This window comes from Sphingomonas sp. S1-29, assembly GCF_026167545.1.
In the GTDB taxonomy this organism is placed as follows: Bacteria; Pseudomonadota; Alphaproteobacteria; order Sphingomonadales; family Sphingomonadaceae; genus Sphingomonas.
In genome coordinates this window covers 1,428,061-1,453,371 of the sequence record NZ_CP110678.1, presented here as the reverse complement: position 1 = coordinate 1,453,371, position 25,311 = coordinate 1,428,061, and the positions used below count along the sequence as shown (strand labels likewise).

Here is a 25,311-nt window from a genome sequence, read left to right as displayed (position 1 = left end):
CGCGCCGCGAGCGGCGTAGGATAGCGGCGTGAACCCGGTCGTCCTCACCCTTGTCGCGTTCGGCTTTGCCGTGCTGCTGTTCGCGGTGGCGGCGTGGGTCGAGGGGCGGCGCGAGGCGCTGGCGCAGCACCGCTTCCGGCATGTCGCCTATGCGATGTCGCTCGCGGTCTATTGCACCAGCTGGACGTTCTTCGGCGCGGTCGGCAGCGCGGCTGCCGAGGGCTGGTCGTATCTGCCGATCTATCTCGGGCCGATCCTGGTCTTCGCGCTCGCGCCGCGCTTCCTGCGGCGGCTGGTGGCGGCGGTGCAGGCCGAGGGGGCGACGACGATCTCGGACTTTATCGGCTCGCGCTTCGGCAAGAGCCGCGGCGTGGCGGCGCTGGTGACGGTGACCGCGGCGTTGGGGGTGATGCCCTATATCGCGCTCCAGCTGCGATCGGTGGGAATCGCCTTTTCGACGCTGAGCGGCGGATCGGTCGCGGTAGTGATGGGCGTCACCGCCGTCGTGCTCGCGATGTTCGCGATGTTGTTCGGCACGCGGCGCTATGAGGCATCGGGCCGCAACGAAGGCGTGGTGTTCGCCACCGCGTTCGAATCGCTGGTGAAGCTGGCGGCGCTCGCTGCGGTCGCGGTGACCGCGACGGTGCTGCTGCTGTCGGCGCCACGTGACGCAGCGGCGGCGGGCGCGGCGGCGATCGCGCGCAACTTCTCGCCCGCGGGGGCAGGGGTCGAGGTCGTCCTCATCACCTTGCTGTCGATGGCCGCGATCCTGTGCCTGCCGCGCCAATTCTATGTCAGCGTGATCGAGGCGCATTCGCCCGACGACATCGTTCGCGCGCGCTGGCCGTTCGTCGGCTATCTGCTGGTGATGACCGCGATGGTGATGCCGATCACCTGGGCGGGGCTGGCACTGTTGCCCCCCGGCGCGTCGCCTGATCTGTTCGTGCTGCAACTGCCACTGGCGATCGATTCGCAGGCGCTCGCGTTGGTCGCGTTCCTCGGCGGGTTTTCGGCGGCGACCGCGATGGTGGTGGTCGAGACGATCGCGCTGTCCACGATGGTGTCGAACGATCTGATCGCGCCGATCCTGTTGCGCTCGCCGCGGCTGTCGGGCGAGGCCAATCTGGGTCGGTTGCTGCTGTACGTCAGGCGGCTGTCGATCGTGCTGGTGATCGCCCTGGCCTTGCTGTGGGCGCGTTCGATTTCGGGCGAGCAGCGGCTGGCGGTGATTGGCCACATCGCCTTCGCCGCGATGGCGCAGATCGCGCCGTTACTGCTGCTCGCGGTCGACGGGCGGATGCGCGATGCGCTGGCGGCCAAGGCGGGGCTCGCGGCGGGGCTGGTGCTGTGGCTGTGGACGCTGGCGCTGCCGCCGGTGCTGCCCCGCGCCTGGCTGACCGCGCTGGCGGACACGCCGTTCGATCCGCGCCATCTGCTGGGGATCGGCGATGCCGGGCCGCTGGTGCACGGCGTCGCGTGGAGCCTGGGCGCGAACCTGCTGCTGCTCGCGCTGGTCGCCGCGCGCAAGGCGCCCAAGCGCCCGCGCCTGTTCGCGCGCGCTGCGGTAGGCCAGGTCGAGGACATGGCGGCGCTGTCGGCCTTCGTCGGGCGCTTCGTCGGCGAAGGGCGCGCCGCCGAGACGCTGGGGCCGCCGCAGGCGCGGCCGATCGCGCGCGAGGATGCCAGGCGCGCCGAACGGCTGGTCGCAGGCGTGGTCGGCGCCCCCTCGGCGCGCGCGCTGATGGCGTCGGCGCTGGCGGGCGAGCGGCTGGGGCATGAGGATGTCGCGCGGATGCTCGACGAAAGCGGGCAGAGCCTGCAATTTTCGAAGGGACTGCTGGCGGCGACGCTCGAGCATATCGACCCCGGCGTCAGCGTGGTCGATGGCGAGCAACGGCTGGTGGCGTGGAATACGCGCTATCTCGAGCTGTTCGGCTATCCCGAGGGGCTGGTGCATGTCGGCGCGCCGGTCGCCGACCTGATCCGCTGGAACGCGATCCGCGGCGATTGCGGGCCGGGCGAGGTCGAGGCGCATGTCGCGCGGCGGCTGGGGCATCTGCAGCGCGGCGAGGTGCACAGCTTCGAGCGCACCCGCCCCGATGGCCGCGTGCTCAAGACCGTGGGCGGGCCGATGCCCGGCGGCGGGTATGTGATGTGCTTCACCGACACCACCACCGAAGCGCGCGCGCGCGCCGAGCTCGAGGCGCGGGTGACCGAGCGGACCGCCGAGCTGACCCGGCTCAACGAACAACTGGCGCTGGCGACGCGCGACAAGACGCGCTTCCTGGCGGCGGCGAGCCACGATCTGTTGCAGCCGCTCCACGCCGCGCGGCTGTTCAGCGCGGCGCTGGGCCGCGAGACCGGCGCGCACCGGCTGGTCGAGCGGGTCGACAAGTCGATCGCCGCCGCCGAGCAATTGCTGCGCGCGCTGCTCGATATCTCCAAGCTCGACGCAGGCGGGATCGAGCCCGTGCCCGAGGCGATCGACGTTCGCCCGCTGCTGAGCGACGTGGTCGAGGGGTTTCGCCCGCTTGCCGCCGAAAAGGGGCTGCGGATCGCGTTGGGGGCGGGAACGGGGACGGTCGCGACCGATCCGGTGCTGCTGCGATCGATCCTGCAGAATTTCGTGTCGAACGCGATCCGCTACACCGATTCCGGCGGGGTGCTGGTGGGCGCAAGGCGGCGCGGGGGCCGAATCGCGATCGAGGTGATCGACACCGGCCACGGGATTCCCGACGACAAGCGCGCGGCGATCTTCCGCGAGTTCGAGCGGCTCGGGACCGGCGGCGAGGGCGGGATCGGCCTTGGCCTGGCGATCGTCGAGCGGACCGCGCGGTTGCTCGGTGCCGAGGTGACGCTGCGCTCGCACGTCGGGCGCGGGAGCGCGTTCGGGGTGGTGCTGCCGCGTTCGCAGGCGCAGCCGGTCGCGGCGACGTTGCGCCTGCCTGCGACGATCGGCGAACGGCGGCATGCGATCCTGGTGGTCGACGACGATCCCGACATTCTCGACGCGATGCGCGCGCTGCTCGAAGCCGATGGCCACCGCGTGGCGATCGCGCGCGATGCCGCGAGCGCGGCGGTGGCGCTCGGCGAGGCGAGCCTGGCGCTGGTCGACTTCCATTTGGGCGACGGCCCCGACGGGCTGGCGACGATCGCCGCGCTCCGGCGGCTGCGGCCCGGGCTGCGCGCGGCGCTGGTAACCGCCGATGCCTCGGCGGTGACGTCGGCCAAGGCGCATGGGGTTGGCGTCACGGTGCTGGCGAAGCCGCTGGCGGCGGCGACGCTGGCGGGGTGGATCGCGGAAGGTGAAGGCGCGCGGGCGGCGGAGTGAGGGTGCGGGGACCCTAACCGCACCCGTTCGTTTCGAGCGAAGTCGAGAAACGGGGTTCTGCGCTGCGTGGCGGCTTCTCGACTACGCTCGAAACGAACGGCGCTATGCCGTTCGCTCGAATTCAGTGCGTAATCCCGAGCCCCAGCGCGCGCGCCGCCAGCACCGCCTGGGTGCGGTTTTGCACGTCGAGCTTGCGCAGCACCGCGGTCATGTGCGCCTTCACCGTCGCCTCGCTGATCGACAGGTCATAGGCGATCTGCTTGTTCAGCCGGCCGTGCAGCACGCCCAGCAGCACCTTCAACTGCATCGGCGTGAGCCCGGCGACCTTTTCGGCGACCGCGTCGATCTCGGGGTCGGCGGGGCCAGTGATTGCCTTGCCCGCCAGCGCGTCGGCGATCGCGGCTTCGATGTCCTCGAGCGGGCGGTCCTTTCCGATGAAGCCGACCGCGCCGAAGCGGCAGGCCTCGTGCGCCACCGCGAGCCCGCCGGCGCTCGACACCACCAGGATCGGCACGCCGGGGCGTTCGGCGTGGAGCAGCGCGACACCCGAAAACCCCTCGGCGCCGGGCATCTTCAGGTCGAGCAGCACCAGCGCCAGATCCTCGGCCGTCGCCGCAAGCTCGGCGGCGCGCGCGAGCGTGCCCGCCTCGACGATCCTCGCCTCGGGCGCCACCCGCTCGATCGCCAGGATCAGCGCCTGGCGGAACAGCGGATGGTCGTCGGCGACGAGGATCGTTCGATTCATGCAGGAACCATCGGACGGTTCTCGATCAGATTATCGACCACCGCGGGGTCGGCGAGCGTCGAGGTATCGCCGAGCGACCCGATATCGCCCTCGGCGATCTTGCGCAGGATGCGGCGCATGATCTTGCCCGACCGCGTCTTGGGCAGCCCCGGCGCGAACTGGATGACGTCGGGGGTCGCGATCGGGCCGATCTCGCGGCGCACCCACTGCGACAATTCCTTGCGCAGCTCCTCGCTGTCGGGGACGTTGGCGTTGAGCGTGACATAGGCATAGATGCCCTGGCCCTTCACCGGATGCGGCATCCCCACCACCGCGGCTTCGGCGACCTTGGCATGCGCCACCAGCGCGCTTTCGACCTCGGCGGTGCCCATCCGGTGGCCGCTGACGTTGATGACGTCGTCGATCCGCCCGGTGATCCAGTAATCGCCATCGGCGTCGCGCCGCGCGCCGTCACCGGTGAAATATTTGCCGGGGAAGGTGGTGAAATAGGTCTGGAAGAAGCGGTCGTGATCACCCCAGACGGTACGCATCTGCCCCGGCCAGCTGTCGGTGATGACCAGGCACCCCTCGGTCGCGCCGTCGAGGACCTTGCCCTCGGTATCGACGAGTTGCGGCTGGACGCCGAACAGCGGCTTGGTCGCCGATCCGGGCTTGAGGTCGGTCGCGCCGGGCAACGGCGAGATCATCGCGCCGCCGGTCTCGGTCTGCCACCAGGTGTCGACGATCGGGCAGCGGCCGTCGCCGACGACGCGGTGATACCAGTCCCACGCCTCGGGATTGATCGGTTCGCCGACGCTGCCGAGCAGCCGCAGCGACGAGCGATCGGTGCGGGTCACATAGTCGTCGCCCTCGCGCATCAACGCGCGCAGCGCGGTGGGCGCGGCGTAGAAGATGTTGACCCCGAACTTATCCACCACTTCCCAAAACCGGCTCGGATCGGGCCAATTGGGCACGCCTTCAAACATCACCGTGGTCGCGCCGTTGGCGAGCGGCCCGTAGACGACATAGGTGTGGCCGGTGACCCAGCCGACATCGGCGGCGCACCAATATACCTCGCCGGGGCGATAATCGAAGACATAGTCGTGGGTCATCGACGCCCATACCAGATAGCCACCGGTGGTGTGCAGTACGCCCTTGGGCTGGCCGGTCGATCCGCTGGTGTAGAGGATGAACAACGGGTCTTCGGCGCCCATCGCTTCAGGCGCGCAATCGGCCGATGCCGTCTCGAGCGCTTCGTGATACCAGAGGTCGCGCCCTTCCTGCATCGTCACCGCGCCGCCGGTGCGGCGGACGACGACGACCTTCTGGACCGAGGAGCAGCGCTTGAGCGCTTCGTCGAGATTGGCCTTGAGCGGGATCGCCTTGCCGCTGCGCAGCCCCTCGTCGGCGGTGATCACCAAGGTGCTGTCGCAATCCTGAATACGCCCGGCGAGCGCATCGGCCGAAAAGCCGCCGAACACGATCGAATGGATCGCGCCGATCCGCGTGCAGGCGAGCATCGCCATCGCGGCTTCGGGGATCATCGGCATGTACAGCGTCACGCGGTCGCCGCGCCCGACGCCATTGTCCTTGAGAATGTTGGCGAAGCGGCAGACTTCGGCGTGCAATTCGCGATAGGTGATGCGCCGCGCCTCGCCGGGGGTGTCGGGCTCCCACAGGATCGCGATCGCGTCGCCGCGTTCGGCGAGATGGCGATCTAGGCAGTTGGCCGAGACGTTGAGCTTGCCGTCGGCGAACCATTTGATGCCGAAATCGGCTTCGGCGAACGACGTTTCCTTGACGCGCGTGAAGGGCTCGATCCAGTCGAGCCGCTTGGCCTCGTCGCGCCAGAAGCCGTCGGGATCGGTGATCGAGCGTTCGTAGCGCTCGGCATAGCCCGCGGCGTCGATCTTCGCGGTTGCCGCCCATTCGGCGGGCACGCGGTGGATGGCCTGGCTCATATGCGGCTCCTCTCTGCTTGTTTCCTCCGCAAATACCCGCTTCGCGGGCTTTGCGCACCCCAGACATAGGTCGCAGGGGCGCCCGGAGGCATCGACGAAGGTCTAACTATCGCATGTTCGTCAGGGGGGCGATCCTAACGGCTATAACTAGAGCGTGCGCCATGAGCGCGGGCCGGTTGTTCGGGAGAGTTCGGATGCTTCGCTACAAAAGTACATTGCTGGCGGGTGCCGCGGTCCTTTCGATGAGCGCAGGCAGCGCCAATGCGCAGACGGCGCGCGAGGTGCAGTTGGAAGAGCGGCTGCGCCAGCTGGAGGAAGCGGTGGCGCTGCTACGCAGCGAATTGCAGTCGGCGCGCGCAGCGCCGGCGACGGGCGCCGCCGTACCCATGCCGCAGGCAAACGTCGCCTCGGCGCCGCCGCCGCCGGGGACGAACGTACAGGTTACGCGCGCCGCCGGATCGTCGCAGGGCGATGTCGCGGTGGCCTCGGCACCGCCCGCCGATGGGTTTCGCGTCGGCAACACGACGGTGAAGCTCAACGGCTTCGTCCGGCTGAACACCATCGCCAGCCGCTACAGCGACGGCGAGGTTGCGGTCGGCGGGCTCGGCAAGGAATTCTACCTGCCGCAGCAGATTCCGGTCGGCGGCGGCTTTGCGAGCGAGGATCTGCTGCTGTCGGCGCGCCAGTCGCGGATCGTGCTGAGCTCGTCGACCCCGGTCGGCGGCGTCGACATCAAGACGTTGGTCGAGTTCGACTTTGCCCTCGCGACCGCACCGGTGGGGGCGCAGCGCGCGACCAACCCCTATGTGCCGACGTTCCGCCGCGGCTTCATCGAATATGGCAATTTGCTGGTCGGGCAGGAATGGTCGACCTTCCAGAATGTCGGTGTGCTGCCCGAAAGCACCGATTTCGTCGGCCCGCTCGAAGGCACGGTGTTCAACCGCCAGGCGCTGATCCGCTACACCGTGCCGCTGTCGAAGAGCGCGAACCTGCAGCTGGCGATCGAGAATCCGCAGAGCGAAACCGCGCTGCCGGGCAACGCGGCGTTGGTCGACACCGACGACGATCGCGCGCCCGATCTGGTCGCGCGGCTCAACCTGAAACCCGCGTTCGGCGACTTCGCGATCGCCGCGATCGCGCGCGAACTGCGTGTCGATGCCCTGGGCGTCGGCGACAGCGCATTCGGCTGGGGCGTCTCGGGATCGGGCAAGGTACCGATCGGTGCCAATGGCAGCGATATCCGCTTCATGGCGACCTATGGCCAGGGCATCGGCCGCTATCTGGGCCTCGGCTATGTCCCCGACGCGCTCTATGCCGGGCCGGGCGGCCAGCTCGAGGTGATCGACAATTTTGCGGGCTTCGCGGCGGTGAAGCTCGGCTGGACGCCGACGATCCGATCGACCTTTACCGGCAGCTACCAATCGGCGCAGTATCCCGACGGGCTGATCGTCACCGGCCTGGCCAATGCCAAGGCGTATAGCGGCGCGGCCAATCTGTTCTGGACGCCCGCCAAGGGTTTCGATGTCGGCGTCGAATATCGTCACGGCGTCCGCGAATTGCTCAATGGCGACACCGGTGCGCTCGATCGCATCGAATTCGCGATCAAATACGGCTTCTAATTCACCACAGGGAGAGGGTGCATGGCGACGACATATGACGAGGTGCCACCGGGCAAAATGTCGGTGAAGCAGAACGAGAAACTGGTGATCGCGGCGTCGTCGCTGGGCACCGTTTTCGAATGGTACGACTTCTACCTCTATGGCCTGCTCGCAGCCTATATCACCGCGCAATTCTTTTCGGGCGTGAACGAGACGACGGGCTTTATCCTGGCGCTGGCGGCGTTTGCTGCCGGCTTTGCGGTGCGGCCGTTCGGCGCGTTGGTGTTCGGGCGGATCGGCGATCTGGTAGGGCGCAAGAACACGTTTCTGGTGACGATGGGGCTGATGGGCCTGTCGACCTTCGCGGTGGGGCTGTTGCCAAGCTATGCCTCGATCGGCGTTGCCGCGCCGATCATCCTGGTGGCGCTGCGACTGATCCAGGGCCTCGCGCTGGGCGGCGAATATGGCGGCGCGGCGACCTATGTCGCCGAGCATGCCCCGCCGGGCAAGCGCGGGCTGTTCACCAGCTGGATCCAGACGACCGCGACGATGGGGCTGTTCGCGGCCTTGCTGGTCGTCATCGGGCTGCGCACCGCGATGGGCGAGGAAGCCTTCGCTGCCTGGGGCTGGCGCGTGCCGTTCCTGATCTCGATCTTCCTGCTGGCGGTATCGTTGTGGATCCGCTTGCAGCTCGCCGAAAGCCCGGTCTTCCAGAAGATGAAGGACGAAGGTGCCACGTCGAAGGCACCGCTGACCGAAGCGTTCGGGACGTGGAGCAACGGCAAATGGGTGCTGATCGCGCTGTTCGGCGCGGTCGCGGGGCAGGGCGTGGTCTGGTACACCGGCCAATTCTATGCGCTCTTCTTCCTCGAACGCACGATGAAGGTCGATGGCGCGAGCGCGAACATCATGATCGCGATCGCGCTGGCGCTGGCGACGCCGTTCTTCGTGTTCTTCGGCTGGCTGTCGGACAAGATCGGTCGCAAGCCGATCATCCTCAGCGGCTGCGCATTGGCGGCGATCCTGTACTTCCCGCTGTTCGGTGCGCTGACCGACGCGGCCAACCCGGCGTTGGCGCGCGCCACCGCGGCTGCCCCGATCACCGTGCTGGCGCACGAGAATGAATGCTCGTTCCAGTTCGATCCGGTGGGCAAGAACAAGTTCGACAGCACCAGCTGCGACATCGCCAAGGCGTATCTGGCCAAGAACGGCCTCGACTACAACAATGTCGAGGGGCCTGCGGGCACCGTGGCGCAGATCCGCATCGGCGAGACGGTGTTCACCTCGCCCGATCCGGCGACGGTGAGCGGCCCCGAGCGGGCAGCCGCGATCACCGCGTTCCAGAACGAGGTGAAGGCCGGGCTGGCGACTGCGGGCTATCCCGCCAAGGCAGATCCGGCGCAGATCGACCGGGTGACGGTGGTCGCGATCCTGTTCGCGCTCGTCTTCCTGGTGACCATGGTCTACGGCCCGATCGCGGCGTTGCTGGTCGAATTGTTCCCGACGCGGATCCGCTACACCTCGATGTCGCTGCCCTATCATATCGGCAATGGCTGGTTCGGCGGCTTCCTGCCGACGGTAGCCTTCGCGATGGTCGCGGCGACGGGGGATATCACCTACGGCCTGTGGTACCCGATCGTGGTCGCGTCGCTGACGGTGGTCATCGGGCTGATCTGGCTGCCCGAGACGTTCAAGCGCAGCCTGAACGACTAACCAGACAACCGCCCCTTCAAATCCTCCCCCGCAAGGGGGAGGTGGCAGGCGAAGCCTGACCGAAGGGGAGGACACGAGCCGCTGGGTTCGGGAGTCCTCCCCCTCCGTCGCCTTCGGCGCCACCTCCCCCTGGCGGGGGAGGATTGGTTTGGGCGAGCAGCCGCCGCAGGATCATCGCCCCTTTTCTCGCACAACGGGCTTGCCCGTGGCCCCCCCCATCGGCCACACGCAGCCGATGGCGATATCGGTGGACATGGGGGTCGACGATGCGGGACGTCCCGCGTCGATCGACCTGGAAGAACTATTGGCGACCCGCCTGCTGGTGCAGGGCAATTCTGGGTCGGGCAAATCGCACCTGCTGCGCCGGCTGCTCGAACGCAGCGCACCGCACGTCCAGCAAGTGATCATTGATCCCGAGGGCGATTTCGTCACCTTGTCCGAACGCTATGGCCATGTCGTGGTCGAGGCGGGGGAATATTCGGCGGCGGAGATCCTGCGCTTTGCTGGGCGCTGCCGCGAGCATCGCGCGTCGGTGGTGCTGAGCCTGGAGGGGCTGGAGGCCGAAGGGCAGATGCGGACGGCTGCGGCGTTTCTGGGCGGATTGTTCGATGCGCCGCGTGAACATTGGTATCCGGCATTGGTGGTGGTCGACGAGGCGCAGGTGTTCGCGCCGGCAGGCGGCGGCGAGGTGGCCGAAGAGGTGCGGCGTGCATCGCTGGGGGCGATGACCAACCTGATGTGTCGCGGGCGTAAGCGCGGGCTGGCCGGGATCATCGCGACTCAGCGGCTGGCCAAGCTTGCCAAGAACGTCGCCGCCGAAGCATCGAACTTCCTGATGGGGCGCACCTTCCTCGACATCGACATGCTGCGCGCCGCCGATTTGTTGGGGATGGAGCGCAAACAGGCTGACGCGATCCGCGATCTGGCGCGCGGCAGCTTCCTGGCGCTGGGGCCGGCGATCTCGCGGCGGCCGGTGTCGATCCGCATCGGTTCGGTCGAAACCGGCGCGCGTGCGGTGGCACCCAAGCTGACGCCGTTGCCAACGCCATCGGCGGACATGAAGCAGACGTTGCTCGAAGAACCTGAGCAGCCAAGCCTGTTCCTGGTGCCGCCACCGCCGCCGCCGCCAGCGCCCGCCGAGAGCGTGCTCGAAACGCTGGCGCAGGTCGATCTGCCGCCGCCGGTCGAGGATGATTCGCCCCCCGTCGATGTCGCCGCGGTGGTCGCCGACGTGCTGCGCGCGATCGTTGCCGAGCCCGATGCCGCCGCGCGATCGGCGACGATGTTGTTCCAGGATTTCCAGGTGCGCTGCCGGATGCAGGGGGTACACCGCTCGCCGCTCGACGCTTCGGCCTTCGCCCGCCGGGTCGCGGCAGCGCGCGCTGGGGTCTATGATTGCGAGGGCGAGGAATGGGCACCCGCGATCCGCGCCGCGCGTGACCTGCCCGACGACATGCTGGGACCGTATCTGGCGATCGCCCGCGCCGCGCGCGACGGGGCGCCGTGCCCGAGCGACGAGGAACTTGCGCGGGTATATGGCACCACCTCGCTGGGGCGCGCGCGGCGGGTGATCGGCTATATCGAGGAGCGGCAGATACTGGTCACGCGGGTGGATCTGTCAGGCAAGCGTTCGATGACGATCCCGGCGCTGGGTTGGACGACGCTGCCGGCGGCGGCCTGATCGCGCGGGTCAGGCGGTCGCGAACGCCCAGCGCAGCGCCCTGGCGACGCCGGTGGTCGTGCCCGATACCAGCGGCCGGCGCATCCGCGAGGTCGGGAGACCATGCATTGCCGCCGCCCAGGGCGGCAGCAGATCGACCGCCGCCTGCAGCAGCATCGCCTGCACCGGCCCCGCGACTGCCGAGCGCGGCGGCTGCGACAGGATCAGCCGCGAAACCTCGCGCGTCCGCGCATCGACGCGCAACTCGCTTCGATAGGACAGCAACAGCGCATCGGCGGCGGCGCGGGTTGCGGGCACCGGATCGGCCCCCAGCGCGCGCGCAATCTGTGCGAATTGCGCAAAATACCGGTCCTGTTCGGGGCGAGTGAGCGGCTTCGATCCGAACTTCTGCCACGCATCGAGAAAGCCGATCGCCTCAGCGACATGCACCCATGCCAGCAGACGCGGATCACCCGCGCGATAGGGCGTGCCATCGGCCAGCGTGCCGCCGACATGATCGTGGATCCGCCGCACCCGCGCCATCGCGGCTTCGGCATCGACGCGGTCGCCATAGGTGGTCACCGCGATGAAGCGCGCGGTGCGGCGCAGCCGGCCCAGCATGTCCTCGCGGAAATTCGAATGGTCCCACACGCCGGCAAGCGCGGCGGGGTGGAGCATCTGGAGCAGCAACGCCGCGACTCCGCCGACCATCATGCTGGTGACGTCGCCATGCACGCGCCAGATCGGCGTGCCGGGATCGAACAAAGCGTTGTCCGATCGCATCACCGGGCGCTCGCCCTTTGCCTGATCGTTGAATACCGCGCGCACCTGCCCGATCATTTGCCGTCGCAACAGCGCGGCGGGACCCGAGCCGATATCGGCCAAGCGGAGCGGGGTGGGGGGTGGCATCCCACCCGATATGGGGCCGCGGCGCGCAACGTGCAGGGGGAAGCGCGCGAATTCGTCAGCCCAGATGCCTTCGCAGCGCGGCGACGAAGGCGGGCGGGGTGGTGGCGAGCCCCTCGGCATTGGCGGCGTAGATCAGCCCGATCGATCGGCGCAGCTTGAACCCGGCGAGCTTGGGCCGCGCGACGCCGGCCGCGCGATAGGCGTCGGGCATTACCGTCAGTCCCAGCCCGGCAGCGATCATCGCGAGCACGCGCTCGTCATTGGTCGATCGATAGGCGAAATGCGGGCGTACCCCGCGTTCGGTGAAGTGGCGGCTGGTTTCGGACAGCGCCTCACAATGGCGGCGGACGATCATCACCTCGGCGGCGAGCGCCTCGGCCTCGATCACCGCTTCGCCCGCCAGCGGGTGCCCGGCGGGAAGCGCGAGCGCATAGCCTTCGTCGATCAGCGGCTCCTCGAGGAACCGATCGCCGCCGCGCCCCACCAAGGTGACCGCGCAATCGACCCGCCCGCGCGCGACATGGCCGATCAGTTCGCGCTCGCTGCCGCCGACGAGTTCGACCCGCGCGTCGGGATCGATCGCGAGCATGCCGGCGATCGCACCCGCCACCAGCGCGCCGGGCACGCTGCGCAGCATCCCGACGCGCAGCACCGCGCGATCGGTCGCGGCGGTGGCGGCCTGCAGCGCCAGGTTGAACTCGCTTTCGATCCGCCGCGCATGATCGAGGAAGCGCGTGCCGGCGCCGGTCAGCTCGACCCGCTGGCTCGATCGCAGGAACAAGGCGGTGCCAAGGAAGCGTTCGAGCTTCGCGATGCCCGCGGACAAGGTCGGCTGCGACACATGGCAATTGGTGGCGGCACGCGAGAAATTGCCGTGATCGACCACCGCGAGGAAATAGCGAAGCTGATAGCGATCGATCATAGGTGTCATCTATAGCATGGGGCGCGAAGCTTCAATTTCTGTCGCAGCTCGGAATCGGCTAGAAGGGGTGAAAATAGGAGAGAGCCATGGCCAGTTTCGATTTCGCACTCGGCGAAAATGCCGACATGATCCGCGACAGCACCCAGCGGTTCGCGACCGACCGGATCATGCCGATCGCCGCGCGCGTCGACGCCGACGACTGGTTTCCGCGCGAGCTGTGGCCCGAAATGGGCGCGCTCGGGCTGCACGGGATTACCGTTGCCGAGGCGGATGGCGGGCTGGGCCTTGGCTATCTCGAGCATGTGATCGCGTGCGAGGAAGTCAGCCGGGCGTCGGCTTCGGTGGGCTTGAGCTATGGCGCGCATTCGAACCTGTGCATCAATCAGATCGCGCGCTGGGGCAATGCCGAGCAGAAGGCGAAATATCTCCCCAAGCTGATTTCGGGCGAGCATGTCGGATCGCTGGCGATGTCCGAGGCGGGTGCCGGATCGGACGTGGTGTCGATGAAGCTCAAGGCCGAGCGCGTGGCGGGCGGCTATGTGCTCAACGGCACGAAGTTCTGGATCACCAACGCGCCCTATGCCGACACATTGGTGGTCTATGCCAAGACCGGCGAGGGCTCGCGCGGGATCACCACTTTCCTGATCGAAAAGGATATGGCGGGGTTCGCGATCGGCCAGAAGATCGACAAGATGGGGATGCGCGGCAGCCCCACCGCCGAACTGGTCTTCACCGATTGCATGGTGCCCGACGAAAATGTGATGGGCCCCGAAAATGGCGGCGTCGGGGTGCTGATGTCGGGGCTCGATTACGAGCGCACCGTGCTGGCGGGCATCCAGCTGGGGATCATGCAGGCGTGCCTCGACGTCGTGCTGCCCTATGTTCGCGAGCGCCGGCAGTTCGGCGCGGCGATCGGGTCGTTCCAGTTGGTGCAGGCCAAGATCGCCGACATGTATGTCGCGCTCAACTCGGCGCGCGCTTATGTCTATGCGGTCGCCAAGTCGTGCGATGCGGGGCGGACGACGCGCTTCGATGCGGCGGGCGCGATCCTGCTGGCGAGCGAGAATGCGTTTCGGGTTGCGGGGGAGGCGGTGCAGGCGCTGGGCGGGGCGGGTTACACCAAGGACTGGCCGGTCGAGCGCTTCCTGCGCGATGCCAAGTTGCTCGATATTGGGGCGGGGACGAATGAGATCCGGCGGATGCTTATCGGCCGTGAGCTGATCGGAGCGGCATGAGCGCGCCTGTTCTTACCTCGGCGATCGCCACCGATACGCCCGAATTCGCCGCCCGCGCCGCGCATAATCGCGCGCTTGCCGATGAGCTTCGCGCCCGCGTAGCCGAGGCGGCGAAGGGTGGGCCGGAACGCGCGCGTGACAAGCACACCGCGCGCGGCAAGCTGCTGCCGCGCGATCGGGTCGAGCATCTGCTCGACGCGGGCAGTCCGTTCCTTGAGATCGGGCAGTTGGCGGCCAACGGGTTGTATGGCGATGAGGTGCCCGGCGCAGGCGTGATCGCCGGTATCGGTCGGGTATCGGGGCGGCAGGCGATGATCGTCTGCAACGACGCCACGGTGAAGGGCGGCACCTACTTCCCGATGACGGTGAAGAAGCATTTGCGCGCGCAGGAAATCGCTGAGGCGAACCGGCTGCCGTGCATCTATCTGGTCGATTCGGGCGGCGCGAACCTGCCCAACCAGGCCGAGGTGTTTCCCGACCGCGACCATTTCGGGCGCATCTTCTTCAACCAGGCGAATATGAGCGCGGCGGGGATCGCGCAGGTCGCGTGCGTGATGGGAAGCTGCACCGCGGGCGGGGCCTATGTGCCCGCCATGTCCGACGAAAGCGTGATCGTGCGCGGGCAGGGGACGATCTTCCTGGCCGGGCCGCCTTTGGTGCAGGCAGCGACCGGCGAAGTCATCAGCGCCGAGGATCTGGGCGGCGGCGATCTGCACGGGCGGCGATCGGGCGTGGTCGATCATGTCGCCGAGGATGACGCCCATGCGCTGACGATCGTGCGCGACATCGTGTCGACGCTCGCGCCCGATGCGGTGCCCGACGTGAATGTGCGCGCGCCGGTGCCGCCGAAATACGACCCCGCCGAGCTGTATGGCATCATCCCCGACGATGTCCGCGCGCCCTATGACGTGCGCGAGGTGATCGCACGGCTGGTCGATGCGTCGGAATTTCACGAGTTCAAGGCGCTGTACGGCACCACCCTGGTGTGCGGTTTCGCGCATATCCATGGGATGCCGGTCGCGATCCTGGCCAATAACGGCGTGTTGTTCAGCGAAAGCGCGGTCAAGGGCGCGCATTTCATCGAACTGGCGTGCCAGCGGCGGGTGCCGTTGTTGTTCCTGCAGAACATTTCGGGCTTCATGGTCGGCGGCAAATATGAGGCCGAAGGGATCGCCAAGCACGGGGCCAAGCTGGTGACCGCGGTGGCGACCGCCAGCGTGCCCAAGGTGACGGTGCTGATCGGCGGCAGCTTTGGTGCTGGCAATTACGGCATGTGCGGCCGCGCCTATAGCCCGCGCTTCCTGTTTGCCTGGCCCAATAGCCGGATCAGCGTGATGGGCGGCGAGCAGGCGGCAAGTGTGCTGGCGACGGTCCACCGTGACGCCGCGACCTGGTCCGAGGAAGAGGCCGAGGCGTTCAAGGCCCCGGTGCGCGCGACCTATGAGGCCGAGGGTAGTCCGTATTACGCGACCGCACGGCTGTGGGACGACGGGATCATTGATCCGGCGCAGACCCGCGATGTGCTGGGGCTGGCATTTGCGGCGTGTCTGAACGCGCCGGTGCCGCAGCGGGCAAGCTTTGGGGTGTTCCGGATGTGATGGGGCGGGGCGAAACCTTAATCCTCCCCGAGCTTTGCTCGGGGAGGGGGACCATGCGAAGCATGGTGGAGGGGCAGCTGCGCAAGCGCCGCCGCAACGACGCCGCGCACCACTGCCTCCATATCCCCCAGCACCGCAGCCGCAGGGATGCGCAACACCGCGATACCAGCCTTCGCACACCACCGATCACGCGCGGTATCTCGCATTGGCTGGTCGCCGCGCGAATGCACTTCGCCATCGACCTCGATCGCCAGCCGAGCGTCACTGCAGTAAAAGTCGAGGATATAGCTGCCACAGGGATGCTGGCGGCGAAACTTCAGCCCCGCCGGGCGGGCGCGAAGAGCGTTCCACAGCAGCACTTCGGGCAGCGTCATCGCGCGGCGCAAGCGGCGGGCACGGTCGACGCCGCCCGTGGCAGCCTTAGGTGCGATGTCTTTCAGCATCCCCATTTCCCCTCCACCATGCTGCGCATGGTCCCCCTCCCCGAGCAAAGCTCGGGGAGGATTTAGGTAGTCATCATGATCCAGTCGCTGCTTATCGCCAATCGGGGCGAAATCGCCTGCCGCATCATCCGCACCGCACGGGCGATGGGGATCCGCACCGTTGCCGTCTATTCGGATGCCGATGCCGGGGCGTTGCACGTGCGGCTCGCCGATGCGGCGGTGCATGTCGGGCCTTCGCCGGTGCGCGAGAGTTATCTGGTTGGCGAGCGGATCATCGCCGCTGCTCGCGCTAGCGGCGCCGAGGCGATCCATCCCGGCTATGGCTTCCTGTCGGAGAATGCAGCGTTCGCGCAGAGCGTGATCGATGCTGGCCTCGTGTGGGTCGGGCCGCGCCCCGCCTCGATCACCGCGATGGGGCTGAAGGATGCCGCCAAGCGGCTGATGCAGGATGCCGGGGTTCCAACGACGCCGGGCTATCTGGGCGAGGACCAGTCGCCGCAGCGGCTCGCGGTAGAAGCCGATGCGATCGGCTATCCGGTGCTGATCAAGGCGGTGGCGGGCGGCGGTGGCAAGGGAATGCGGCGGGTCGATGATCCGGCCGACTTTGCCGAAGCATTGGTTTCGTGCCGGCGCGAGGCGAGCGCCAGCTTCGGCAATGACCATATCCTGCTCGAAAAATGGATCACCAATCCGCGCCATATCGAGGTGCAGGTGTTCGGCGACACCCACGGCAATGTCGTCCATCTGTTCGAGCGTGACTGCTCGCTGCAACGCCGCCACCAGAAGGTGATCGAGGAAGGGCCCGCACCCGGGATGGATCCCGCCACCCGCGCCGCGATCTGCGATGCGGCGGTGCGCGCGGCGCGCGCGGTCGACTATGTCGGGGCGGGGACGATCGAGTTTATCGCCGATGGTTCGGGCCCGGTTTCGGCCGATCGCACCTGGTTCATGGAAATGAACACGCGGTTGCAGGTCGAACATCCGGTGACCGAGGCGATCACCGGCGTCGATCTGGTCGAGTGGCAATTGCGCGTGGCATCGGGCGAGCCGTTGCCGCTCACCCAGGATCAACTGACGATCACCGGCCATGCGATGGAGGTGCGGCTCTATGCCGAGGACCCTGCCAAGGGATTCCTGCCGTCGATCGGGCGGCTCGATCGGTTCCGGCTGGGCGAGGGGTGCCGAGTCGATACCGGGGTAGAGGAAGGCTCGACGATCTCGCCCTTCTACGACCCGATGATCGCGAAGGTGATCGCGCACGGGCCGACGCGCGAAGCGGCGCGGGCGCGGGTTTCGGCAGCGCTGGCGACGAGCGTGATTTCGCCGCTGCGGACCAATGCGGGGTTTCTGGTCAAGGCGCTCGACCACCCGGCGTTCGTTGCGGGCGAGGTCGATACCGGGCTGATCACGCGCGAGGGTGAGGCGCTGATGCCGGCGGCGATGCCTTCGGAGGCTCGGCTGGCTGCTGCTGCTGGCACGCTGGTGGCGGGGGATGCGCTTGGCGGGTTTCGGTTGAATGCGGCGCGGCAGGCGACGGGGCGGCTTTTGCTCGATGGGGTAGAGGTGGAAACAAGCCTTGAGGGTGCCCTTCGACAAGCTCAGTACGAACGAAGTGGGGGCGGCATTCTCATCTCCGAAGCCGGTCAGACCTGGCACCTGACCCCCTGGCGGATTGATGGCAAGGGTGCCGCTGCCGCCGGCGACGGGTCGATCATCTCGCCGATGCCGGGGCGGATCATCGCGGTGGCGGTGGTGCAGGGCGAGCAGGTGGTCAAAGGCCAGAAGCTGTTGACGCTCGAGGCGATGAAGATGGAGCATAGCCTAGTCGCGCCCTATGACGGGGTGGTCGTCGAACTGAATGCGGTCGAGGGTGGCCAGGTGAGCGAAGGCGCGGTGCTCGCGCGGGTTACCGAAGCGGAGGCAGGGTGATGGCGGGGCGCTATTTCGACCAGTGGAGCGTTGGCGACCGGATCGTCCACGATATCCGCCGAACGGTTACCGAGACCGACAACCTGCTGTTCACGGTGATGACGCACAATCCGCAGCCCTTGCACCTCGATGCCGAGGCGGCGCGCGCGTCGGAGTTCGGGCAGATACTGGTCAACGGCACCTTCACCTTTGCGCTGATGGTGGGGCTGTCGGTCGGCGATACGACGCTGGGGACGCTCGTCGCCAACCTTGGCTATGACAAGCTGGTGATGCCGTCGCCGGTGTTCCTGGGCGATACGCTGCACGCCGAGACCGAGATCGTCGCGCTGAAGGACAGCCGATCGCGGCCCGAGGCGGGGATTGTGACCTTTGGTCACCGGATGCTCAACCAGCGCGACCAAGTGGTGTGCGAATGCCTGCGGACCGCGCTGCTGCTGCGGGCACCGGCATGAGGCTGCGCTCGCTGTTGTTCGTGCCCGGCGACCGGCCCGAACGCTTCGTCAAGGCCGCGGCTAGCGGGGCCGACGCGATCATCCTCGACCTCGAGGATTCGGTGACGCCGGCGCGCAAGGACGACGCGCGTGCGGCGGTGGCTGACTGGCTGGCGGCCGAGCGGACGGTGCCTGCGATTGTGCGGATCAATCCGGTCGACGGCGGGCTGGCCGAGCGCGATCTGGCGGCGGTGCTGGCGGCGCGGCCCGATGCGATCATGCTGCCCAAGGCCGAGGGGGCGGCGTCGGTCGAGGCGCTGGTGGCGATGATGGGGGCGGGCGCGGTGCCGGTGCTGCCGATCGCGACCGAGACGCCGCGCGCGATCTTCGCGCTGGGCGAATATGCTGCGATCGCCGATCGGTTGATCGGGTTGACCTGGGGGGCCGAGGATCTGCCCGCCGCGATTGGGGCGACGTCGTCGCGCGAGGCCGATGGCGGCTACACCGCGCCCTATGAGATGGTGCGATCGCTCACGCTGTTCGGCGCGCATGCCGCCGGCGTGGCGGCGATCGAGACAGTGTTTCCCGCGATCAGCGATGGCGCGGGGCTGGCGGCTTATGTCGCGCGGGCGCGGCGCGATGGCTTTACCGGCATGATGGCGATCCATCCCGCGCAGGTCGCCGCGATCAACCAAGGCTTCACCCCCAGCGCCGATGAAGTGGCGCGCGCGCGGGCGATCGTCGCGGCGTTTGCCGAGGCGGCCGAGGCGGGGGCGTTGCAGCTCGACGGGCGGATGATCGACCGCCCGCATCTGGTGCAGGCGCGCAAGCTGCTCGCCCAGGCGGGGGCGAGTTAGGGCAGGCCCAGCCCCGTCCGATTCGAGCGCAGTCGAGAAATCTGCGTGTCGCGCGAACGGCTTCTCGACTTCGCTCGAAGCGAACGGGTGGGGTTTAGCGGTCGCTGACCCCGAGCGCATCGGCGATTACGTAATAGATGCTGTGCTGTTCGATCGTGCCCTTGAACAGATGCGCCTTGGGGCCCGCCGCGCGCACCGCGACGTCTTCGCCGGCATGGGTTTCGCCGCCTAGCGGCACCAAGGCCTGCTGCTTATAGTCGAGGGCCGTCGTGTCGGTCGCGACCGGATCGGCGCGCGCGCCCTCGACCGCGCCGGGGCCGTTGGCATAGCCGAGCGTCGTGTACCCCTTGCCGTCGCGTGCGCGCGAAGGCTGTTTGTCGTCGCCCGCGACGACGCCCAGGATCGGATTGCCGCGCGCCGGATAGCCCGCCATCGCGAAGGCGTGGCTGTGATCGGCGGTGGTGACGATCAGCGTATCGGTGCCCTTGGTCGCTTCAAGCGCGGCGGCGACCGCCTGGTCGAGCGCCACCGCGTCCTCGAGCGCGCGGCGGGCGTTACCGGCGTGGTGTGCGTGGTCGATCCGGCCGCCTTCCACCAGCAGCACGAAGCCGCGGCGCTCGCGCGACAGCATCGTGATCGCGGTGCGAGTCATGTCGGCTAGCGAGGGCTCGCCCGCCTTGTCGCCCTTGCGGTCGGCTTCATATTGCATGTGGTCGGGCTGGAAGAGGCCGAGCACCTTGCGGTCGCGCGCGGGGTCCAGCGCGGCGAAGCCGGCGGTGTCGGTGATATAGCGCGCGCCGCGATTGCGCCGCTGCCACTCGGCGATCAGGTCGCGGCCATCGTCGCGCGCGCCCTTTACCTCGGGATATTCGGGGTCGACGGCGGTCGCGGGCAGGAAATAGCGCCGGCCGCCGCCGAGCACCACGTCGAGCTTCGATCCGACCTTGTCCTCGACCAGCTGCGCGGCGATGTCCTTGCAGCCTGCCGCCTTGGCTTCGGCGGGCAGCTTGGCCTCCCAGTCGCGCTCGGGGGTGTGGGCATAGGCCGCCGCCGGGGTGGCGTGGGTGATCCGCGCGGTCGAGATCACCCCGGTCGCGCGGCCCTGCTGCTGCGCCAGCGCGATGAACGACGGCACGACATGGCGAAGCGCGCCCGCGCAATCGGTGACGAGCGCTTCGGGACCGACCCCGATCGATCCGTTGCGCGTCTTCACCCCGCTGAGGATCGCGGTGGCGGTCGGCGCCGAATCGGCGACCTGGGTGTCGTGCGAATAGGTCTTCACCAGCGCCGCATGCGGCAGCGTGTCCATCGCGGTGACGAAGGATTCGCCGTCCTTGCCCGCGACCTGCCCCTGATGGATCCGCGCCGCGGTGAGCGTCGATACCCCCATGCCGTCGCCGATGAAGACGATGACGTTGCGCGCCGGGCGATCGATCGGCACCGCCGCCTTCAATCGCGCAAGCTCGGCGCGTCCCTGCTCGCGATAGGCGGCGGTATCGGCCTCCTGCGCGGCGGCGGGCAGCGCGGCGATGCAGAGGAACGGAACGAGGCAGTGGCGCAGGGCGAGGGTCATCGAAATCTCCTTGGCGGTCCCCTTTCCAGACCGATGTGACAATATCGATACAAGGGTGGGATGCGGGCGGCGGGGACGGCGGTCGTATCCAATTGTGTTCCCGGCGACCGGGACTCGTTGCGGCCCAGTTTCGGAGTCGTGGTGGCCGTGGGGTGGCTCCCGGTGCTCGGAAAGCTACAAAAGCTACACTACGTACCCCCCGGATTCGCCTATTCCGCCCAACAAAGCGCGATGCGGGTGGAGTATGCAGGGAGCGTGGTCATGCGGCATGCGTACCAAAGCGGGGGCTTGTAGGACAGCGGGGTTTGGTTGGCGGCGTGGGGGACGAGCCGGTTCGGTAGACGAGGTGGCGGAAAGGGGTGAAAGCGGACGCGCCCCGATCGTCACCCCGGACTTGGTCCGGGGTCCACCGAGCCGCCGGGTGCTACCGATATGGATGGAGGACCGAACCCGAGGGCAAGCTCATGCCACGCCGACCACACCAAAACATGGCGTGTGGTTATAGCGGGTCGACAGGATGTAGACGCAGGGGGGCGTTCGTTCATCAGCGGCATTATGTGTGGCACGGCAGACCCCGGAACAGGTCCGGGGTGACGAGGAAATGCTGTCGGCAATTCGGCGCTTTCATACGGCCAGATTTCCCGGTTGGGTGGGATTTGTAGAAATGGCAGTCGCTTTCCCCGGACCCGCAATTCGTATATACGTCGTCAGTATAAAAGCGAGGACGCCATGCCTAAAGCCGCCGTGTTTACGATGAAGCTGGAAGCCGATCTGCGGGCCGCGTTCATGGCTGCGGCCGAAGCGAGCCATCGCCCGGCATCGCAGGTGGTGCGCGAGATGATGCGGGAGTTCGTCCAGCGCCAGCAGGAGCAGCGCGACCATAGCGCTTTCCTGCAAGGCAAGGTCGAGGCCGCGCGCGCGTCCGCCGAAGCAGGACGGGGCCGGTCCAACGAGGTGGTGGAGACTGCGTTTGCTGCACGCCGTGCCCGGATCACTGATCGGGCGTGAAGGTCCGCTGGACGCCGGAAGCCGAGCAGGACCGCGCGGCGATCTGGGACTATCTCGAAGCCCGCGATCCCGATGCTGCGCTTCGAATCGACCGGCTGTTTAGCGAAGCCGTGGCGGGATTGGCCGAGTATCCGATGCTCGGGCGCGAAGGCGAGGTGCCCGGCACGCGCGAGCTTACGCCGCACCGAAGCTACCGCCTCATCTATGAGGTCGCCGGCGATACGGTCTGGATTCTCGTGCTGATCCACACTGCCCGACACTGGCCCCCGCTCCGCATTTCCCAAAAGTGATGCTATTTTGGGGCTGACCGGGTCTGCTGGGAAGCGGAACGACCGCTTAGGCTTTATAGAATTCAGGAAAGCTCAAGGCGCAATTGGCGTAGATATCACCCTCGAAGCCGGTATATTTGAAGGAAAAGCTCCTTACGATTGCCACTTTCTCAGGCCCTCGATATATTGAAATATCGTTTGGCACGTATTTTTCTTTCATGATCAAATCGGGGGTTTTGGAAAAAACGACTTCAAATCCACTCTTTTCCGAAATACTCACGATTCGGTAGCTGGTTTCAGAGTTTTGACGAAAGCCACTCAGATACTGCTGCCACGCAGAGCTATCGAAAACCGATATACGAGACTCCTGCATGCAAAATCGCTTGAAGCTTTCTATCTTGCTTTCTTGGCATCCAGAAAGGAAAAAAAAGAGTCCAAATATCGAGGCGGCTGTTGGTGCAATGATTCCATCTTTCGAAAACTTTGGGATGAATCGCTCGCAGTAGAATGAACGGACCCTGGTGGATGAATTCCAAGTTGTCACTTTTGGTTACTTCTTAATCGAGTACTAAGCCGATCGAGCCTTATCCTTGCTTCGGCAAGGCCTGTCGCCGGCCCCTTTTGCTGCAAAGGTACAATGCCAGCTGGAGCACCTCCGACCGCAGGCGCGTAGACCCAGTTCGGTTGTTCGTCGTCACGTGCCGCAAATCGATAAAGGGTCGCGGCTCGATCAAGGTTAGGCAATACGCCGTCGCCCTGTTCGTATCGAATACCTAATTCAAGCTGCGCTGCCTTGTCGCCTGCCTTAGCACGGACTGCGAGCAGCTGAATGTCGCTAGATGAACCGCCGGGTCGCAAATCGATTCCGGCATAGCGGCCAAGGGGCGCACACGACGCCAGCAGCGCCGCTGAGGTGCCGAGTATGAAAGCGAAAAGCCGACGCAACATAGCACGTATTGGTAGTCGTATGGCCCGCTCTCGTCTCGTGGAAAACAAGCCACGACCGGCTCCCTTGCCACTTCGCGCTTTTATTCGAAACGGCAATCCAGGGGCCCCCCGCTTTCCGTTTGGCAACGGTGATTCGAAGGAGCCGAGGTTTCCTAAAAAGGAAGGTTTATAGGGGAGGCAGGGCAATGATCGCCCCCCTCGCTACCACCGATACGACCGCTTTCCCAAAACCCGTTCCCAATTGCCCTTTCCCAGAATGGGCGGCTGGAGATGGAGTTATGGGAACGACGACCTAGCGCTCGAACCGCCACCTTCGGTTGATACGCGGTCGCTCCCGGCGGTATGCCACTCACCAAAGGAGCAAGCATGACGACAACGCTATACGGCATCCCCAATTGCGACACCGTCAAAAAGGCCCGGGCGTGGCTGGCCGAGCATGGCGTCGCCTATCACTTCCACGATTATAAGAAGCAAGGCGTCGATGCCGCGCGGCTCGCCAAGTGGAGCGAGCAGGTCGGCTGGGAGCGGCTGGTCAATCGCGCGGGTACCACCTTTCGCAAGCTGCCCGAGGCCGACAAGGCGATTGCCGATGCCGATGCGGCGATCGCGCTGATGGCCGCCCACCCGTCGCTCATCAAGCGGCCGGTGGTCGAATATCCCGGCGGGTTGCTCGTCGGCTATTCGGCCGAAGGCTTCGCCGCGGCGCTGGGCTGAGCGCGGTCGGCGGCGCTGGCATCGTCGTTGTATCTGCGTTACGATTGGGCTCGGGCGCCGCTTCGGGCGCGGGCACGAGAGGACATCCGCCATGTTTAAACGGCCTTTGCCCGGCTGGTATTGGATCGCATCGGCGTTGATCGTGCTGTGGGGCGCGATGGGGGTATTCGCCTTCTATACCGATGCGACGATGTCCGACGCGGCGCTGGCGGCGCTGCCCGCATGGGATCGCGCTTTTTATCAGGCGCGGCCGGGCTGGTTCGTCTGGGTCTATGGCATCGCGACCTGGGGCGGGCTGCTCGGCGGCGTCGCCTTGCTCGCCAAGCGGCGGCTGGCGATCGCGTTGTTCGGGGTTTCGCTCGCGGCGATCGTCGTCCAGTTCGGCTATGTGTTTCTGGCGACCGATATCGTCGCGGCGAAGGGCGCGGCGGCGACGGTGCCGTTCCCGCTGCTGATCGCGGCGGTCGGCGTGGTCCAGCTCTGGCTGGCGCGAACCGCGGCGGCGCGCGGCTGGCTGCGGTGAGGCTTGCCGCCGCGCTTGGCGTTTGCGCGCCGAGGCTCTAGAGCGCGGCGCAATGTCCACGACCTTCACCCTCGACACCGGCACCAGCCGCGCCAACCCCACGCCGGCACCGATGCGCCGGCTGACCGTGCCCGCAATCGCGGCGCGCAAGGGGGGCGAGCCGATCGTGATGCTCACCGCCTATACCGCGCGGACGGCGCAGCTGCTCGATCCGCATTGCGACATGCTGCTGGTCGGCGACAGCCTGGGGCAGGTGATCTATGGCCTGCCGTCGACGCTGTCGGTGACGCTCGACATGATGTGCGCGCATGGCGCGGCGGTGGTGCGCGGCAGCTATCATTCGGTGGTGGTGATCGACATGCCCTTCGGCAGCTATGAGGCGAGCCCGCAGCAGGCCTTCGCCTCGGCGGCGCGGATCATGGCCGAGACCGGCGCGGCGGCGGTGAAGCTCGAAGGCGGGGCGGCGATGGCGCCGACGATCGCGTTCCTGTCGCAGCGCGGCGTGCCCGTGATGGCGCATATCGGGCTGACCCCGCAGGCGGTGAACGTGCTCGGCGGCTATGGCGCGCGCGGGCGCTCGGATGCCGAGCACGAAAAGATCCTGGGCGATGCGCGCGCGGTCGCCGATGCCGGCGCGTTTGCGATGGTGGTCGAGGGCGTGGTCGAGCCGCTGGCGGTGGCGATCACTGAAGGCGTGTCGTGCCCGGTGATCGGCATCGGCGCGTCGGCCAAGTGCGACGGGCAGGTGCTGGTGACCGAGGATATGCTGGGCATGTTCGAGCGCACCCCGCGCTTCGTGAAGAAGTTCGACGACATGGCTGGCCGCATTTCCGCCGCGGTTGCCGATTATGCCTCCGCCGTGCGCGGGCGCAGCTTTCCGGGGCCGGATCAGCTATACCAACCCAAGCCCTGACCGATCCGATAGACCATTTCGTTTCGCCCGCGCTGCGGCTAATGTCCGCCGC

The 25,311-nt window shown here is 67.2% G+C and carries 20 protein-coding genes; 14 read left to right on the top strand and 6 right to left on the bottom strand.

Features of this window, described 5'->3' with window-relative positions:
• Nucleotides 1–28: 28 nt before the first annotated feature.
• Entirely contained in the window at nucleotides 29–3,331 is a 3,303-nt protein-coding gene (locus tag OKW76_RS06740) for a PAS-domain containing protein (protein WP_265552252.1), read from the top strand.
• A gap of 121 nt (nucleotides 3,332–3,452) precedes the next feature.
• Here the strand turns inward: OKW76_RS06740 and OKW76_RS06735 are convergent, their stop codons facing one another.
• Nucleotides 3,453–4,076: a response regulator gene (locus OKW76_RS06735; protein WP_265552250.1), complete on the bottom strand. Its 624-nt coding sequence runs from the start codon at nucleotides 4,074–4,076 to the stop codon at nucleotides 3,453–3,455.
• Complete coding sequence (acs, locus tag OKW76_RS06730; RefSeq protein ID WP_265552248.1) at nucleotides 4,073–6,016, bottom strand: acetate--CoA ligase; 1,944 nt, start codon at nucleotides 6,014–6,016, stop codon at nucleotides 4,073–4,075. The genes OKW76_RS06735 and acs overlap by 4 nt, the downstream gene beginning before the upstream one ends.
• 194 nt (nucleotides 6,017–6,210) lie before the next feature.
• Here acs and OKW76_RS06725 point away from each other — a divergent pair, with 194 nt between their 5' ends.
• The 3 genes from OKW76_RS06725 to OKW76_RS06715 all read left to right on the top strand — a co-directional run bounded on the left by OKW76_RS06725 (nucleotide 6,211) and on the right by OKW76_RS06715 (nucleotide 11,008).
• The gene (locus tag OKW76_RS06725) at nucleotides 6,211–7,635 is read left to right on the top strand and encodes a DcaP family trimeric outer membrane transporter (protein ID WP_265552246.1); all 1,425 of its coding nucleotides are present in this window, start codon (nucleotides 6,211–6,213) and stop codon (nucleotides 7,633–7,635) included.
• 21 nt (nucleotides 7,636–7,656) lie between these two features.
• The gene (locus OKW76_RS06720; RefSeq protein ID WP_265552243.1) at nucleotides 7,657–9,327 is read left to right on the top strand and encodes an MFS transporter; all 1,671 of its coding nucleotides are present in this window, start codon (nucleotides 7,657–7,659) and stop codon (nucleotides 9,325–9,327) included.
• Nucleotides 9,328–9,562: 235 nt separating this feature from the next.
• Complete coding sequence (locus OKW76_RS06715) at nucleotides 9,563–11,008, top strand: ATP-binding protein (protein WP_265552242.1); 1,446 nt, start codon at nucleotides 9,563–9,565, stop codon at nucleotides 11,006–11,008.
• A 9-nt stretch (nucleotides 11,009–11,017) separates the two neighbouring features.
• Here OKW76_RS06715 and OKW76_RS06710 read toward each other — a convergent pair whose 3' ends face one another.
• Together OKW76_RS06710 and OKW76_RS06705 are read right to left on the bottom strand one after the other, a co-directional pair.
• A complete protein-coding gene (locus OKW76_RS06710) occupies nucleotides 11,018–11,896 on the bottom strand; it encodes an oxygenase MpaB family protein (protein ID WP_265552240.1) in 879 nt (292 codons plus the stop codon).
• A gap of 55 nt (nucleotides 11,897–11,951) precedes the next feature.
• Complete coding sequence (locus OKW76_RS06705) at nucleotides 11,952–12,818, bottom strand: LysR family transcriptional regulator (RefSeq protein ID WP_265552238.1); 867 nt, start codon at nucleotides 12,816–12,818, stop codon at nucleotides 11,952–11,954.
• Nucleotides 12,819–12,904: 86 nt separating this feature from the next.
• On the opposite strand from OKW76_RS06705, the gene OKW76_RS06700 reads away from it, so the two are divergent.
• Together OKW76_RS06700 and OKW76_RS06695 are read left to right on the top strand one after the other, a co-directional pair.
• Complete coding sequence (locus OKW76_RS06700) at nucleotides 12,905–14,053, top strand: acyl-CoA dehydrogenase family protein (protein ID WP_265552236.1); 1,149 nt, start codon at nucleotides 12,905–12,907, stop codon at nucleotides 14,051–14,053.
• The gene (locus tag OKW76_RS06695; RefSeq protein ID WP_265552234.1) at nucleotides 14,050–15,651 is read left to right on the top strand and encodes a carboxyl transferase domain-containing protein; all 1,602 of its coding nucleotides are present in this window, start codon (nucleotides 14,050–14,052) and stop codon (nucleotides 15,649–15,651) included. The genes OKW76_RS06700 and OKW76_RS06695 overlap by 4 nt, the downstream gene beginning before the upstream one ends.
• 17 nt (nucleotides 15,652–15,668) lie before the next feature.
• Here OKW76_RS06695 and OKW76_RS06690 read toward each other — a convergent pair whose 3' ends face one another.
• Nucleotides 15,669–16,094, bottom strand: coding sequence for an endonuclease domain-containing protein (locus OKW76_RS06690; protein ID WP_265552232.1), 426 nt, complete (start codon nucleotides 16,092–16,094; stop codon nucleotides 15,669–15,671).
• Nucleotides 16,095–16,169: 75 nt separating this feature from the next.
• Between OKW76_RS06690 and OKW76_RS06685 the strand changes: the two genes are divergently transcribed.
• From OKW76_RS06685 to OKW76_RS06675, 3 genes are read left to right on the top strand one after another with little or no spacing between them, the layout of a single operon-like run.
• Nucleotides 16,170–18,023, top strand: a complete 1,854-nt coding sequence (locus OKW76_RS06685; protein ID WP_265552229.1) for an acetyl/propionyl/methylcrotonyl-CoA carboxylase subunit alpha — start codon at nucleotides 16,170–16,172, stop codon at nucleotides 18,021–18,023.
• The gene (locus OKW76_RS06680) at nucleotides 18,023–18,475 is read left to right on the top strand and encodes a MaoC family dehydratase (protein ID WP_265552227.1); all 453 of its coding nucleotides are present in this window, start codon (nucleotides 18,023–18,025) and stop codon (nucleotides 18,473–18,475) included. The genes OKW76_RS06685 and OKW76_RS06680 overlap by 1 nt, the downstream gene beginning before the upstream one ends.
• On the top strand, nucleotides 18,472–19,311 hold the full coding sequence (locus tag OKW76_RS06675) for an HpcH/HpaI aldolase/citrate lyase family protein (RefSeq protein ID WP_265552225.1): 840 nt from the start codon (nucleotides 18,472–18,474) through the stop codon (nucleotides 19,309–19,311). The genes OKW76_RS06680 and OKW76_RS06675 overlap by 4 nt, the downstream gene beginning before the upstream one ends.
• 94 nt (nucleotides 19,312–19,405) lie before the next feature.
• Here OKW76_RS06675 and OKW76_RS06670 read toward each other — a convergent pair whose 3' ends face one another.
• Complete coding sequence (locus tag OKW76_RS06670) at nucleotides 19,406–20,884, bottom strand: alkaline phosphatase (RefSeq protein WP_265552223.1); 1,479 nt, start codon at nucleotides 20,882–20,884, stop codon at nucleotides 19,406–19,408.
• A gap of 729 nt (nucleotides 20,885–21,613) precedes the next feature.
• Here OKW76_RS06670 and OKW76_RS06665 point away from each other — a divergent pair.
• The 5 genes from OKW76_RS06665 to panB all read left to right on the top strand — a co-directional run bounded on the left by OKW76_RS06665 (nucleotide 21,614) and on the right by panB (nucleotide 25,259).
• Nucleotides 21,614–21,892, top strand: a complete 279-nt coding sequence (locus tag OKW76_RS06665) for an antitoxin of toxin-antitoxin stability system (protein ID WP_265552221.1) — start codon at nucleotides 21,614–21,616, stop codon at nucleotides 21,890–21,892.
• Complete coding sequence (locus OKW76_RS06660; protein WP_265552219.1) at nucleotides 21,889–22,182, top strand: type II toxin-antitoxin system RelE/ParE family toxin; 294 nt, start codon at nucleotides 21,889–21,891, stop codon at nucleotides 22,180–22,182. The genes OKW76_RS06665 and OKW76_RS06660 overlap by 4 nt, the downstream gene beginning before the upstream one ends.
• Before the next feature lie 1,293 nt (nucleotides 22,183–23,475).
• The gene (locus OKW76_RS06655; protein WP_265552217.1) at nucleotides 23,476–23,823 is read left to right on the top strand and encodes an ArsC family reductase; all 348 of its coding nucleotides are present in this window, start codon (nucleotides 23,476–23,478) and stop codon (nucleotides 23,821–23,823) included.
• Nucleotides 23,824–23,914: 91 nt separating this feature from the next.
• Nucleotides 23,915–24,346 carry a hypothetical protein gene (locus tag OKW76_RS06650; protein ID WP_265552215.1) on the top strand — a complete coding sequence of 144 codons (432 nt, stop codon included), beginning with the start codon at nucleotides 23,915–23,917 and terminating at the stop codon, nucleotides 24,344–24,346.
• Between the two features lie 52 nt (nucleotides 24,347–24,398).
• Nucleotides 24,399–25,259, top strand: coding sequence for a 3-methyl-2-oxobutanoate hydroxymethyltransferase (gene panB, locus OKW76_RS06645; protein WP_265552213.1), 861 nt, complete (start codon nucleotides 24,399–24,401; stop codon nucleotides 25,257–25,259).
• Nucleotides 25,260–25,311: the final 52 nt, after the last annotated feature.